Below are 15,219 nucleotides of genomic sequence, written 5' to 3'. Positions count from 1 at the left end.
GCTTTCGATTAAAGAGCGCTATTGTTCGCTTAGGGTAATGTCTTGTCCTGCCTGTAGGCTGACCGCTTGCGATAAAAATTGCCAAAACTCGCCACCGCCTCGCTTATCGATCCATTGCTCACTCTGATAAGTAAAGTGGTGACCGTTGAATTTAGTCGCAACCCAAATTTCATGTAAAGGCGCTTGTTTATTGATAATAATTTTAGAACCGCGGTGCTCACCGGTGGTGAACATCAAGGTAAGTAAGCCTCCTGCAGACTCATAATCAATATCAACATCACAGTCATCAATCGCTTCTTCTACCGCGAGTAACAACTCGTCGGCCATTAAGTTATATTGGCTGTCATTCATGCGAAAACCTTATTTTGTCAATTTGGATACAGTTCATACGACGTCGGCCAAAAATTTGTCTATTGAACGCTAAAAGGGCAATTTTTAACGTTTTTTTGGCTTGGTATTTTGTTCGTTAAGTGCGATTATAATGCTATTACCTCATCAATGCGATCAATAAAATGGTTAATAAATTACGTTTACTACCGTGGTTCTGTGTTGCTTTATCGCTGTTAGCAGCTTGTGGTCAAAAAGGCCCTTTATATGAAGCGGCGCCAACAGACACTAACGAGCAGAGTAAATCGGCGGTAGAAGCGCCAAACGAAGCTGGTCAGGCGAACCCAAATAATACCGGTAAGCGGTAGTTAATCGGCATTAGTTGAGCTGGGAGACGTATGGATTTTTTTAATCGCAAAGGTGATCATTTATTCGCTGAACAATGCGACGTTCAGGCGTTGGCCAGACGCTATGGCACGCCACTTTACATTTATTCTCGCGCGACTATTGAACGCCATTGGTACGCTTTTGCCGATGCCGCCAAAGGTCGAAATCACATGATTTGTTATGCGGTGAAAGCCAATTCAAATTTGGCGGTACTCAACGTGTTGGCGCGTTTAGGTAGTGGTTTTGACATTGTCTCAAAAGGTGAGCTGGCTCGCGTGATTCAAGCCGGTGGCGATCCGGGTAAAGTCGTTTTCTCTGGCGTTGGCAAAACAACCGATGAAATTGGCTATGCGCTTGAACAGGGAATTTACTGTTTTAATGTGGAGTCACAAGCCGAGCTCGCACGCATCAATGAGGTAGCAGCATCGCTCAATGTCAAAGCGCCTATTTCAATTCGGGTCAACCCTGATGTGGATGCGGGCACGCACCCATACATATCTACCGGTCTAAAAGACAATAAATTTGGCATTGAAATTGAGCGCGCATTAGAGGTGTATCAGCAAGCGCATCAATTGTCTCATATCGAGATCAAAGGGGTCGACTGTCACATCGGTTCACAATTAACCGAAGTGCAACCGTTTTTAGATGCATTGGATCGAGTGCTGGTGTTAGTCGAACGACTCAAAGCTTTAGGCATCGAGTTATCGCACCTTGATATTGGTGGCGGTCTTGGCGTACCGTATCAAGGTGAACAACCGCCTCACCCAAGTGTGTATGCCAAAGCGATAGCCGACAAGCTCAAAGGGGTCGACTTGACCCTGATTTATGAACCGGGTCGGGCAATTATGGCTAATGCCGGTATTTTAGTGACGCAAGTGGAATACTTAAAAACTAACCAGCAAAAACACTTTGCCATTGTTGATGCTGCAATGAATGACCTCCTTCGTCCGTCGCTGTATAACGCATGGCAAGATATCATCGCCGTGGAACACAATCACAAAGTTCCCGCTCAAGTTTACGATGTTGTCGGACCGGTGTGTGAAACAGGCGACTTTTTAGGTAAGCAACGAGAGTTGGCGGTAGCAACCGGCGATTTGCTCGCCATTCGAGGAGCGGGCGCTTATGGCTTTGCCATGAGCTCTAATTACAATTCGCGCCCTCGCGCAGCCGAAGTCATGGTGGATGCTGAGCAGCATTACCTGATTCGCAAACGTGAAACACTTGATTCTTTGTGGTCAGGTGAACAGGTATTACCGTAAGTTATGAGTAGACACTCAATGTTGATGAATTTTTCGAAAATGCACGGCTTAGGCAATGATTTTTTAGTGCTTGATAACGTCACCCAAAACGTCTTTTTGTCAAAAGATCAAATCAGTAAACTCGCTGATAGACACTTTGGTATAGGTTTTGATCAGTTGCTCATTGTCGAACCGCCATACGATCCCGACTTGGATTTTCACTACCGCATATTCAACGCGGATGGCAGTGAAGTCAATCAATGCGGTAATGGTGCTCGTTGCTTTGCCCGCTTTGTTAAAATGAAAGGTCTAACCAATAAGAATAAGGTTAAGGTTTCGACCGCATCGGGTAAAATGACCTTGCATATAGAGCGCGACGGACAGGTGACAGTTACCATGCCGGTGCCCGTATTTGAACCGGCAAAAGTTCCATTTACCGCACAAAAGGTAGAAGGCACCTACATTTTACGCACTGATACTCAAACCGTTTTTTGCGGTGTGGTATCAATGGGCAATCCCCATTGTGTGATCAGCGTTGATGATGTAAGCAGAGCTGAGGTAGAGACTTTAGGCAAAGAGCTTGCCCAACATGAACGCTTTCCCGAAGGCGCTAATATCGGCTTTATGGAGCGGGTCTCAGACAAATACATTAAGCTGAGAGTTTACGAGCGAGGAACGGGCGAAACACTGGCTTGTGGTAGCGGAGCATGTGCAGCCGTGGTGGTGGCCATGAATCAACAGAAACTGGCCAATAATGTGACCGTGGAGCTACCCGGTGGTAAACTGAAGATATTTTGGAAAGGGCCAGGACACCCCGTAAAAATGACAGGACCTGCAGAACACGTGTTTGACGGGCACCTGCATATATAGAAGCAGCGAACAAAATTTGGATGTAGTTTGAATAACGACAGTAATAACTTAAATTTAGACGATGAACTCTCCCTTGTTAACGATGAGTTAGTGAGTGCCTACCTACGCGAAAATACCGATTTTTTTCAGCGCAACCCCAGCGTATTGCAATCACTGAAGCTGACCGATACGTCGCGGGGCGTCGTCTCGTTAGTGGAGCGTCAACAGCAACTTCAACGACAAAAAATTTATGCGCTCGAGGATGAAATCACTCAATTACTGCAGACGGCGCATCACAATGAACAATTGTTTTCGGTGTACAATGCGTTGTATCTGAGGTTACTCGACAGTGCTGATTTGAATGAATTTTTAGATCACATCGAACAAACCATGCAATATTTAAATTTAGCTCGGGTTAAGCTGTATCTGCTCGATGCAGAGGTCGATAGCGAACACCCGTGTATGCTGAGTACCGATTGCTCGGCAATCATCAGTAAACGCCTAAGTCACGATGATTATTACTTTGGACGTCTTGATAACGTTGAGAAGTCACAGTTATTTGATTCGACTGAGGCTGCGTCCGTGGCCTTAGTAAAATTAACCGATGCTGATAGAGTGTTGGGCTTTTTGGCATTCAGTTCGGTTGATGCCGATCATTTCAATCCGACCGTCGATACACTGTTACTCGAGCAGTTTCGCACGTTAGTGGCAAAATTGTTGTTACAGCAGCTGGCAAAGCTAAGGTAGGGATGTGCGATTTTATAAAAGACTCGCTAACTTTAAAGCGATTAGTTTTGATCTTGATGACACGCTCTATGACAACCATCCGGTGATCACTAAAGCAGAGCACCAGCTGCAGTTGTGTCTGCAACAATTAGCGCCACAGTGCGCGTCACTTGGACCTGAGTTTTGGCAACAGCAACGCCAGCGCATTATCGCCGAACAACCTTCGCTCGCCCACGATGTCAGTGCCTTGCGCTTAGCTTACATTCAGCTTGGTATGGAACAACTCGGCTGTGATCAGCGCGATGCAAAGGCTAAATCACAACAGGCATTTGATCACTTTTTACAACACCGCAATGATTTTCAGGTTCCGCACAGCGTTAAAGCGTTATTGCTCAAACTGTCGCAGCGCTATCCGTTAGTGGCGATTTCAAATGGTAACGTCAATATCGATGATATTGGTCTTAGCGACTACTTTACTGCTAGCTTTTTTGCTGGCAATGGCAATTTACAAAAACCCGAAGCCGATATGTTTGCGCAAGCATCAGCTGCATTAGCCATTAACCGAGCAGAATTGTTGCACGTGGGTGACTGCACACACGCCGATATTTACGGGGCGCAGGCGGCAGGCTGTCAAACCATTTGGATTAATAATTCGCAGTTTGGAATCCGTAAAAAGCCGTTAAAGATTTTACCTAATGCAGAATTTGATTCCGTTGAGCAACTTGGCTTGCTCATTTAGCGAACTGTTTCAACAAGACAGTTATCTTCAGTTTTCTAGCGTCTTCGTTAACTGTCTTTGGCGATCACACGAATAAGTAAAAAGGTTATTAACCATGAAGCTTTTAGTACACATTTTTTCCATTGCGCTGATACTGTTTACCACTGCGCTGCTACCTCTGAGCTCAGCCTCGGCCGATAGTCAGGGCAAGGCGCCTGCGATAACCCGCACACTAGAGGCGGAGTCGAAGGTGATAACTCAACACACGACAAAGGTAAACGGTACTTCGTTTGCATACACCGCGACCACGGGTACCCAGCCAGTTTGGGACGATAAAGATCGAGTGATCGCATCTCTACACTATACCTATTACACTCGCGATAAGGTAAAAGACAGAGCAAGCCGTCCGTTGTTGATCTCGTTTAACGGCGGCCCAGGCAGTGCTTCGGTATGGATGCACTTAGCGTATACTGGGCCGAAAGTTATCAACGTCGACGATGAAGGTTATCCCCTGCAACCTTATGGTGTTAAAAGCAATCCTTATTCGGTACTCGATGTCAGTGATATTTTATATGTCAATCCGGTGAACACCGGGTTTTCACGCATTGTCAGCGCCGATGGACAAGCGCCGCTAACCGAGCCAGAAAAACAAAAGTTGTTTTTTGGGGTTAACGCCGACATTAAATACCTAGCTGAGTGGATCAATACCTTTGTCTCTCGCCATAATCGCTGGCAATCGCCGAAGTACCTCATTGGCGAAAGTTACGGTACAACCCGCGTTGCAGGGTTAGCGTTGGAATTGCAAAATCGTCAGTGGATGTATCTCAACGGTGTTATTTTAGTCTCGCCAACAGATATTGGTATCGAACGCGACGGACCGGTTAAAGCAGCCAATAGACTGCCGTATTTCGCGGCCACGGCATGGCATCACAAGGTGCTTGATCCACAATACCAAGCGCAGCCGTTGGAGCAATTTGTCGAGGAAGTAGAGCAGTTTACTATCAATGAACTGATTCCGGCTTTGGCTTTGGGGGGCTTTATCGAGCCGCAACAAAAAGACCAAATTGCCACGCGAATGGCACAATACTCGGGCTTGTCTAAACAGCAAATATTGGATAATAACCTCGACGTCAGCAACCAATACTTCTGGAAAAATTTGCTTAAAGGCGACCGCAAAACCTTAGGTCGCTTGGATTCTCGCTACTTGGGTATTGATAAGCGCAACAGCGGCGATCGACAAGATTATTGGCCAGAGCTCACGTCTTGGTTGCATTCATTTACGCCGGCGATTAATTACTATCTGCGCGAGCAACTGAACTACAAAACTGATGTCAAATACAATATGTTTGGCAACGTTCACCCGTGGGATCGCAGCAATAACAACAGCGGTGAACAACTGCGTCAAGCGATGGCGCAAAATCCGTATCTCAATGTTATGATCCAAGCCGGATATTTTGATGGCGCAACCAATTATTTTGATGCCAAGTACACCATGTGGCAGCTCGATCCAAGTGGGTTGATGAAATCTCGCTTGCGATTTGAGGGTTATCGAAGTGGCCATATGATGTATTTGCGTCGCGACGATTTAAAAACCTCAAATCAACACATTCGCGAGTTCATCAACGCCACAATACCTGCCGCTGACGAGCCGGCGCGATACCCTCGTTAGCTGCGCACAGCCAAGAGCAATGTCGCTACAGTGTACCGCGTTGCCAAGCGATATTCGTTAGCCGCTGGTGTATACTTTGAACGTGCTTAACACACCTATCAGTTAGTGTACTTGCTGGGCTGTATTTTTATACAGTGCTTGTTGTATACTAACTTTCACTTTTATTTACTAGCAAGATCACAATACTATGGATGTCTCTGAATTACTTGATTCATTAAATGATAAACAACGCGAAGCGGTGGGCGCCGATAATGAAAACCTATTGGTACTCGCCGGTGCGGGATCAGGCAAGACAAGAGTACTGGTACATCGCATTGCGTGGTTGATGCAAGTTGAACAAGTATCAGCTCACAGTATTCTTGCGGTAACGTTTACCAATAAAGCAGCGGCAGAAATGCGGGCGCGTGTCGAGCAAGCGGTCAATGGTAATGTCCATGGTATGTGGGTTGGTACATTCCACGGTTTGGCCCATCGTTTGTTGCGCATGCACTTTCAAGAGGCGAATTTACCACAAAGCTTTCAAGTACTTGATTCGGATGACCAACTGCGACTGATTAAACGCGTGGTTCGCTCGCTTAACCTAGATGAAAAAAAATGGCCAGCGAAACAGGCAATGTGGTACATCAATGGCAAAAAAGACGAAGGCTTACGTCCTAAACACATCGACAACCAATTTGATCCAACTGAGGCAACCTACATTAAAATTTACCAGGTGTATCAGGAAACATGTGATCGCGCAGGCTTGGTGGACTTTGCCGAATTATTGTTAAGAGCGCACGAATTGTGGCTGAATAACCCGTTGTTACTCGAACACTACCAGCAACGGTTTAGTCATATTTTGGTTGACGAATTTCAAGATACCAACGCCATTCAATACGCGTGGCTAAATTTACTGGCGCAAAAAAACGGCAATATTATGATTGTCGGTGATGATGACCAGTCGATATACGGCTGGCGCGGTGCTCGAATCGAAAATATTCAAAACTTTAACAAGGACTTTAACGCGAAGACTATTCGCCTAGAGCAAAATTATCGCTCAACGGCCAATATTTTGAACGCCGCCAATGCGCTTATTGCCAACAACAGCAATCGATTGGGCAAAGATCTGTGGACCACAGATGGTGACGGTGAAAAAATATCGGTATACACCGCCTTTAACGAACTGGACGAAGCGCGTTTTATTGCTTCGCGAATCAAGCAGTGGCTGGATGATGGCAACAGCTTAGACGACGTCGCGCTGTTGTATCGCTCCAACGCGCAATCGCGCTTACTGGAAGAAGCATTGCTACAAGGACAAATTCCCTATCGGATATACGGCGGTTTGCGCTTTTTCGAACGACAAGAAATTAAAGATGCCTTGGCCTATTTGCGCTTGATCAACAACCGCAATGACGATGCCTCGTTTGAGCGCATCATTAATACGCCAACCCGTGGCGTTGGCAATCAAACACTGGCCCACATTCGCGATGCGGCGCGCAGCCACGGTTGTACATTGTGGGACGCGTGTCGCTATATGCTTAAACACAATGAACTTAGCGGTCGTGCCAGTAATGCGATTAAGGGCTTCATCGAATTGATCGAGCAATTAGATGACGATATTTGTGATCTAAATTTGGACGAGCAAGCGAAAAAGGTAATTCATCATTCAGGCTTGCACGCTATGTATCAAGCGGAGAAAGGCGAGCGCGCAGCAGCGCGTATTGAAAACTTAAACGAGCTTGTCACCGCCTGTTCAACCTTTGAAGTCGACGAGCAAGAAGAACAAATGTCACCATTGACCGCATTCTTAACTCATGCCGCACTAGAAGCAGGTGAGTCGCAAGCCGACGATTATGAAGCGGCGGTGCAACTCATGACCCTGCATTCGGCCAAAGGCTTAGAGTTTTCATTGGTGTTTATGGTTGGTATGGAAGAGGGCATGTTTCCGTCGCAACAGTCGAGCGAAGACTTAGTTCGTTTAGAAGAAGAGCGTCGATTGTGTTACGTAGGCATGACCCGAGCAATGAAAAAACTGTATTTGAGCCACGCAGAAACGCGACGTCTTTACGGTCAAGAAAAATACCATCGCCCAAGCCGCTTTTTAAAAGAAATTCCCGACCAATACTTGGAAGAAATTCGCATGCGCAACCAAGTCAGCAAACCAAAAACAACGGGGCGGTTTAGCAATACCATCAGCTTAGATACGTTTGCCGATAGTGGATTTAAATTAGGTCAACGGGTAATGCACAATAAGTTTGGTGAAGGTGTGGTGCTCAATTTTGAAGGGGCAGGTAAGCAGGCGCGCGTTCAGGTTAACTTCACTGACGTTGGCAGTAAGTGGCTAGTTGTCGCTTATGCCAATTTGCAGGCGTTGTAATAACGTGCGGTAAAAATATACGGCAAAGGTCAACGCAGTGTGGAACAGCCATCGATAGTTTGAACTATCGATGGCTTTTGTTATCTAAACAGGTCGTTTTGGCAACCTTTATCGCCAAAGCACTGTGATAAGCGTGGTTTTTATTCATCTGTTACTATTTTTAGGTTGTTGTTTTTAAAGAAATTGTGTGGATATTGCGTTTGTTGGTTAAGCATTATATAAACAGAGGTTGGCTGTTTTACATTGGCGACACTAAACAGGGAATATGGCAATGACAGAATCTTATCAACAATATGAAAAATGCCTAAAAATAGCCGGTATTAACAGCCCGAGCTTATTTATTGACTTAGACAGACTCGACCATAATATTCAGCAATTACAGGCACAAGTGGCAAATAAAGCCTTGCGTTTGGTGGTGCCGTCACTCCCCAGTTTACAACTGTTGTCCTATATCAGCGAGCGCCTGAATTGTTCGCGCTTTATGTGTTTTCACACGCCGTTTATCCTCGAGTTGTTAGAACATTTTGACGAGGCAGATATTTTGATGGGCAAACCACTGCCCACCAATAGCGTCGAGCACATTATTAAATATCTAATTAAGCAACAGCAGCAGGCTAAGATTGGGCAAATACATTGGCTTGTTGACGATCAGTCACGGGCGCGACAGTTACTCACCTTGGGGCGCAAATACAATATCTGTTTTAAGGTGGCAATAGAAATTGATATCGGTATGAAGCGCGGCGGTGTGAGTGATGTTGAGCAATTAAAAAATTTACAGCAGTTCATTTGTCAAAATAAAAAGCATCTAAAACTCAATGGATTAATGGGGTATGACGGCCATGTAACCAAAGCCCCGACACCTTTTGTCTCTCGTGAACGCGTATTTCAGCAAAGTCAGCATCGCTATCAGCAGTTTGTTGATGCACTGACACCCACTGCCGACGACTTCATTTTTAACGGTGGTGGTAGCGCGACTCACACTTATCATCAGTATTCGTGTATAAATGAGGTATCGGTTGGTTCGATATTGTTAAAGCCAACCTGTCTGGAATCGGCTAATTTGGCGATGTATCGAGGGGCGTGCTTTATCGCCACGCAGGTGCTTAAGCGCATACCCGGCATTCAAATGCCATTGATGCCAAACAAAATTCAACAGTGGACTAAAAACTTTAAACACAGCGTTTACTTATACGGTGGCCGCTGGCCTGTCAAATGTGCTTACCCGAAACTTATCAGTAACTGCTTATACGGTCTGAGTAGCAATCAACAACAAATGTTAATCGATAGCGATAGGCCGCTAGAGGTTGATGATTTTGTCTTTTTCCGTCCTAAAAAAATTGACGCACAATTACTCGCGTTAGGCGATATATTGGTTATTCGACGCCATAATCAACAGGTGCGCGTAGAGCAAAGCTGGTCAATAATGTCACAGCGCAAAGCCAAACCAGTCGCCGCCAGATTAAACCGTTGATTTATAGACGCCCATAAATATGGTCAACATCGGGCTGTGTTGTCAATTACCGCCGACAGCAATAACTGCACTGTGGCGGTGGCATAGCGAACGTCTCGACGCGTTATTATCGGCGAAAAAAGCAGCGCTAGGAACGTTGCTTTTTCGCGAGTTGGCGACGCTTTTTATGTTTGACAAGTGAGTCGGTGGTGTAAATGGCCAAGGCTGCCCAAATAAAGGCAAAGGTCAGCAGCTTTTCTCCGACGATGGGTTCATCAAAGATGAAAACAGCCAATAAAAACATAATACTCGGCCCGAGGTATTGAAAAAAGCCCATCGTGGTTAACGGCAAGCGTTTAGCTGCCGCGGTAAAAAACAATAATGGCGCGGTAGTAATTAATCCGGATAGTACTAACAGCATATTTATTTGAAATGTGTTTTCAAACATATTTGAGCTTGGTGAGTCTATAAAAAACGTCCAGTAAAGGACGGCAAGAGGAAACATCCAAGCGGCCTCAATGGTTAATCCAGGAAAAGAGTCTACTGCCATTTTTTTGCGCAATAAGCCGTATAAGCCAAACGTGGTAGCCAAACTGATGGCGATAATAGGCACAGTGCCCAGACTTATCACTTGAATTAATACTCCTAATAACGCCAGTACAACAGCGACTATTTGCCACTTTGACAAACGCTCGCCTAAAAATAACATGGCTAAAGCAACACTAAACAACGGGTTGATGTAGTAGCCCAGGCTTGCTTCTAAAATATGGTCGTTGGTAACCGACCAAATAAAGATCAGCCAATTAGTTGCCAGTATCAAGCTAGTGCAGCCAAGCATCAAGAGTGTCTTGGTCGAGCGAAAAATGGATTTCACTTTATGCCAGTGACCTAAGCCAAGTACGATTGTCAGTAGTAATACCAAAGACCAGACCATGCGATGTACCAGTATCTCACTGGCGTCAATGTGCGTTAACAATTTAAAGTATATCGGCGCAAGCCCCCAAATAGTGTAGGCACACAGGGCGTTGATAATTCCAACTTTGGTATCGGTGTTTTGTTGCATGGCGAAAAAATATGAGCGTTAGAAAAGTGGCGCGAGTGTAGCACCTAACTCGTCCTAGTGCCACAGGAGAAATTTGCAAGGCGTTTGCAGTGCACAGCACAGGGCGATGTTTTTCGCCAACCGATAAAAAAGTACTACCTATGCATCGCATGAGTCAGTAAAATAACAGGGCAATTGATAACAACATGAGTTTCCATGTCCTTACCTACACCCACGGATAATCATCACCCAATCGACGACCAACAATTACACCATTTGTTGCGTCAACATTTTGGCTTTGACAGTTTTAGAGCAGGCCAAAAGCAGGTGATATCAGAATTAATCAACGGACGTGACTGTCTCGTGCTGATGCCGACGGGTGGAGGGAAGTCATTGTGTTATCAGCTCCCAGCTGCGGTACTTGATGGTTTAACTATTGTTGTGTCACCGCTCATTGCCCTGATGAAAGATCAAGTTGACGGTCTGACTCGCCAAGGTATTAGCGCTGCCTTTATCAACTCGAGTTTGTCACAGCAAGACATTAACCAAACCATGGTTAATATTGCAAACGGCAACATTAAATTGCTATATATAGCTCCGGAACGCTTGCTAAGCCCGTACTTTTTACAGTCGTTAGCGACGATGAAAATTAGCTTTTTTGCTATCGATGAAGCGCACTGTATTTCTCAGTGGGGACACGATTTTCGTCCGTCGTATACTCGCCTTGGTGCAATTAAAGAGTACTTCCCTTACACACCGATAGTGGCACTCACCGCTACGGCCGACGTCACCACTCGCCGGGATATCCTTAATCAATTGAGGCTAAATACACCGTATATTCACCTTGATAGCTTCGATCGGCCCAACATTCGCTACACTCTGACAGAGCGCTATAACGCTGAGCGTCAAGTGATTGAATACTTGCGACAAAATCCCGATGACAGTGGCATCATCTATTGTTCGAGCCGATGGCAAGTCGATAAGCTAAGCAAGTCGCTAGCACAGCAAGGTATTAATTGTGCAGGTTATCACGCCGGTCTTGAAGCCGATATGCGAGCGATCATTCAGGATGGTTTTACCAAAGACAACATTCAAGTCGTGGTTGCCACGGTGGCCTTTGGTCTTGGTATTAACAAGCCAAATGTTCGCTTTGTCATCCATTACGACATGCCGCGCACGTTAGAGGCTTTTTATCAAGAGACGGGGCGAGCGGGGCGCGATGGTTTAGCGGCTGAAGCGTTATTCCTCTTTGATCCTCAAGATATCGAAAAGGTGAAAAAGCGGATTTCACAAAATGAAAACGAGCAGCGCGCCAACGTTGAATTACAGCGATTTGCAGCGATGGCGGGGTTTGCGGAAGCGCAAACTTGTCGTCGTCAAGTGCTGCTTAACTACTTTGCTGAATACACCAAACAAGGTTGTAATAATTGTGATATCTGCCTCGATCCGCCAAGTACTTATGACGGAACAGTTGATGCGCAAAAAGTACTAAGCTGTGTTTATCGCACCGAGCAAAAGGGCGATATCCAGTACGTTATTGATGCCCTGCGCGGTAAAGAAAGTCCACAAATCGTCGCCAATGAGCACCACAAAGTGTCGACGTTTGGCTTGGGCAAAGATAAAACACGAGGCTATTGGTTTTCGGTGATTCGGCAATTAATTCACATGGGTTACTTGCAACAAAATATTGAGAAGCAATCGGCACTGCTGCTGACCGTTGCCGCGCGAGCCGTGTTAAAAGGCGAATATGCCTTGATGATGGCGCGCCCGCGATTACAAAACCAAAGCTATTGGCATCAAAGTAAGAGCAGTGTCCACTATGACAAGGCGCTGTTTAGCAAACTGCGTATATTGCGCAAAGAGATTGCTGATAGCGAGGACATTGCTCCGTTTATTGTCTTTAACGATGCAACGCTGATAGAAATAGCCAAGTATAAACCCACCAATAGTCAGCAATTTTTGGCGATTAGTGGCGTTGGCGAAACGAAGTTGGCGCGCTATGGGCGCGCCTTTATCGAGTTAATTGAAGAGCATCAAGGTTTGCGCTAATTAGCCAGCGACCGATAAGTCTGCATTAAATAGCGAGTCATGAAACTGACTTTTTGATAACTGTTGAAGACTGTCGAGTCAATGGTGTCATCGGCACCAAAATCGACTTCGGTTTTAGTGACTAACCCTATCTCATTGGCGGTGCTGTAACGACGGTCAAAAATACCATCACCTTGGATATCTAAGTCAGCAATAATGGCGTTACCAAATTGGTCATTTTGGTATATTGCCAGACTGACCAAGTCGCCGTTGTCAAATGAGTTAAAACCGGTAATAAAACCGTTGTCGTCATAGCTAAATTGGGTGTCTAATTCAATAGAACCGTCGTTGTTTATGTCTTCTCTAATCGACACCAATAAATTGCCGTCATATCTATAAATAGTCCGCACATCGGGGTCGACATGGGTTTTTAGCTCTTCGATAATACGCCGACGAGAATCGTAGACAATTTGTGCTCGTCCATCATCAATAGTACCGTCATTTTGTTGGTCGACCTGATAAAACGACAACAAGCCTTGGCTGTTGTAGCGATACGTTGCGGTATAATCGCGTTCGTCTAAAAATTTGTGATCAAAGACCTGTTCAATTAACCGTCCGTTATTGTCATAACGAGAGACTTTGGTGTAATCAACAACATTGCCATTGTTGATAAATGAGGCTGTGAGCGACAATTCATTGCCAACGCTATCTCTTTGGTACACCTCTTGGTAATCATTGACACCATCGGTATCCACATCTTCGACCGCTTTGGTTAAGTAGCCCTTGTTGTTGTATTCAAAGCGCTTGGTAAAGGTGACATCGTTCTCTTTGCTCACGAGTTTGGTCAAGCTGCCATTGACATTGTAGGTCGCATCAATGCGCTCGAGGATTTTGCCTTGTGCTTCGTTGTTGGTATAGGTAGCGCTCAATAGCTCACCGTTGTTGTTGAAACTAACCGTTTCAACATTTTTGCTAGCCACACGTCCTGACTCTAGCGTCTCAGCAGTAAAACCGACAAAGCGCTTTTGATTATCGAGAGCGTAAGTGATTCGAGAATCTATAATGTTATCGCCATCGCGATCTTGCTCTATCTTGGTGGCTGCATAGTTTTGACTGTCCACTGATTCACTAGCAATAAGAATATCCAAAGCGCGCATGTAGTGGATTGGTTCAGCATCGTTCAAAATATTGTCATCAACCAATTTTTGTCGCGCGTTTAGCCAACCATTATCACCGTAAAAATTATTGAGAGTTTGGTAAAAGTCGATGTCAATGTTGCGCCAACTGTCATGCTGAAGCTTGTCGATAACAATGCCGTTACTTGCATCTTGATCGACATCGCTTGCGTAAATGAGGGCGGCAATATTAAAGCCACGACCAGGAAAGCTACTGTTTGAATATTCGTTCCAGAAGCGCTTTACGCTGACAAGGTCGTCTGGTAAAAAAGATTCAGGCGCCATATCGTAGGGGCTAATTCGCCCTTCACAAGGAATGTCATCTCCCAGTTGTACGTTGCCAATAAAAAAGCGGATGGTTTCATTTGGTTTACAGGTGAAGCGCGCTGAATTGTCAAAACAACCGGTCTCACCAAACGATTTTTCATAGCAGATACCCAGTACAAAGCCATCCATGAAGATGCCCTTGTCTACCCCTAAGTTAACGCTTTGCACCGCGCAATTGTCTGGGTTTATTTTTTCACAAACCTGATATTTTACATCGAGATTACCCAGTGGCAGATCACCTAAAGAATCCAGTTTGCCATTGTCCTGAATAGAGAAAAAATCGACAAACTCCGGAGCAGCAATACTCATATTCACTTCGTTTGCTGGAATGGCCTCTCCGTCAATGAGGTCATTGGTAAGCAAATCGACAATATTGCTAATAGGGTAGGCACCGTCGAGCTCGCTCGCTTGATCTGAACGCAGGGTAAATTGCGCCGCTTCTACTTGAACCGTGACCACTGCACGAGCACATTGACTTGAATTGCTTTTTAAGCACACCTCGTAAACAAGCTCATAGTTACCTGCCGACGTCATCGGGGCGACATTCAGCGTTGCATCGCTGTTTAAGGATAGAGGCGCTTGTGAGGAGCTCACTCTCACCGTGGCATCATCAAGCGTTAACGCTTTGCCACCGAGTTTGTCGTTACTGATAATGTTGAGGTTGGATGCACCTTTGCGTCCAGATATGCCACTGATAGTATCGTTGGCGATGTTCAGGCTACCGGTATTACTGTTACCGCCGCCACCACCACCGCCGCCGCCACCACCGCCTCCGCAAGCGGTAACTGACAGGCAAAATAGCACACAAATAAGAGGTCGAATTATTGTTAGTTTCGCCATGGCTTGAATAATCTCTTTATTTTTATTACAACACTATAGTGAATATAGAATGATTATTATTAGCCTAGCAGAGATTTTTAAAAACGC

The 15,219-nt window shown here is 45.4% G+C and carries 12 protein-coding genes; 9 read left to right on the top strand and 3 right to left on the bottom strand.

Annotation, left to right across the window (positions count from 1 at the left end):
* Nucleotides 1–18 precede the first annotated feature (18 nt).
* Nucleotides 19–351 (bottom strand): iron donor protein CyaY, encoded by a 333-nt coding sequence (gene cyaY / locus ACAY30_RS13560; protein ID WP_290251633.1) that lies wholly within the window; start codon nucleotides 349–351, stop codon nucleotides 19–21.
* 161 nt (nucleotides 352–512) lie between these two features.
* Between cyaY and ACAY30_RS13555 the strand changes: the two genes are divergently transcribed.
* From ACAY30_RS13555 to ACAY30_RS13520, 8 genes are all read left to right on the top strand, one after another.
* A complete protein-coding gene (locus ACAY30_RS13555; RefSeq protein ID WP_290251634.1) occupies nucleotides 513–695 on the top strand; it encodes a lipoprotein in 183 nt (60 codons plus the stop codon).
* A gap of 30 nt (nucleotides 696–725) precedes the next feature.
* On the top strand, nucleotides 726–1,973 hold the full coding sequence (gene lysA / locus ACAY30_RS13550; RefSeq protein ID WP_290251635.1) for a diaminopimelate decarboxylase: 1,248 nt from the start codon (nucleotides 726–728) through the stop codon (nucleotides 1,971–1,973).
* Nucleotides 1,974–1,991: 18 nt separating this feature from the next.
* A complete protein-coding gene (dapF, locus tag ACAY30_RS13545) occupies nucleotides 1,992–2,822 on the top strand; it encodes a diaminopimelate epimerase (RefSeq protein WP_290251683.1) in 831 nt (276 codons plus the stop codon).
* Nucleotides 2,823–2,849: 27 nt separating this feature from the next.
* A complete protein-coding gene (locus ACAY30_RS13540; RefSeq protein ID WP_290251636.1) occupies nucleotides 2,850–3,548 on the top strand; it encodes a DUF484 family protein in 699 nt (232 codons plus the stop codon).
* Between the two features lie 4 nt (nucleotides 3,549–3,552).
* A complete protein-coding gene (locus ACAY30_RS13535) occupies nucleotides 3,553–4,266 on the top strand; it encodes an HAD-IA family hydrolase (RefSeq protein WP_290251637.1) in 714 nt (237 codons plus the stop codon).
* 94 nt (nucleotides 4,267–4,360) lie between these two features.
* A complete protein-coding gene (locus ACAY30_RS13530; RefSeq protein ID WP_290251638.1) occupies nucleotides 4,361–5,914 on the top strand; it encodes a S10 family peptidase in 1,554 nt (517 codons plus the stop codon).
* 187 nt (nucleotides 5,915–6,101) lie between these two features.
* On the top strand, nucleotides 6,102–8,270 hold the full coding sequence (gene uvrD / locus ACAY30_RS13525; RefSeq protein ID WP_290251639.1) for a DNA helicase II: 2,169 nt from the start codon (nucleotides 6,102–6,104) through the stop codon (nucleotides 8,268–8,270).
* 271 nt (nucleotides 8,271–8,541) lie between these two features.
* Entirely contained in the window at nucleotides 8,542–9,741 is a 1,200-nt protein-coding gene (locus tag ACAY30_RS13520; protein WP_290251640.1) for an alanine racemase, read from the top strand.
* 127 nt (nucleotides 9,742–9,868) lie between these two features.
* On the opposite strand, the gene rarD is transcribed toward ACAY30_RS13520, so the two are convergent.
* Nucleotides 9,869–10,783, bottom strand: coding sequence for an EamA family transporter RarD (rarD, locus tag ACAY30_RS13515; protein WP_290251641.1), 915 nt, complete (start codon nucleotides 10,781–10,783; stop codon nucleotides 9,869–9,871).
* Between the two features lie 195 nt (nucleotides 10,784–10,978).
* Here rarD and recQ point away from each other — a divergent pair, with 195 nt between their 5' ends.
* The gene (recQ, locus tag ACAY30_RS13510; RefSeq protein ID WP_290251642.1) at nucleotides 10,979–12,811 is read left to right on the top strand and encodes a DNA helicase RecQ; all 1,833 of its coding nucleotides are present in this window, start codon (nucleotides 10,979–10,981) and stop codon (nucleotides 12,809–12,811) included.
* Here the strand turns inward: recQ and ACAY30_RS13505 are convergent.
* A complete protein-coding gene (locus ACAY30_RS13505; RefSeq protein ID WP_290251643.1) occupies nucleotides 12,808–15,132 on the bottom strand; it encodes a hypothetical protein in 2,325 nt (774 codons plus the stop codon). The two genes, recQ and ACAY30_RS13505, sit on opposite strands and share 4 nt — an antisense overlap.
* Nucleotides 15,133–15,219 lie beyond the last annotated feature (87 nt).

The sequence above is a fragment of the Thalassotalea ponticola genome (assembly GCF_041379045.1).
In the GTDB taxonomy this organism is placed as follows: domain Bacteria; phylum Pseudomonadota; class Gammaproteobacteria; order Enterobacterales; family Alteromonadaceae; genus Thalassotalea_A; species Thalassotalea_A ponticola.
Note: the sequence above shows the minus strand (reverse complement) of the source record. Positions and strands in the feature narration are given on the sequence as shown.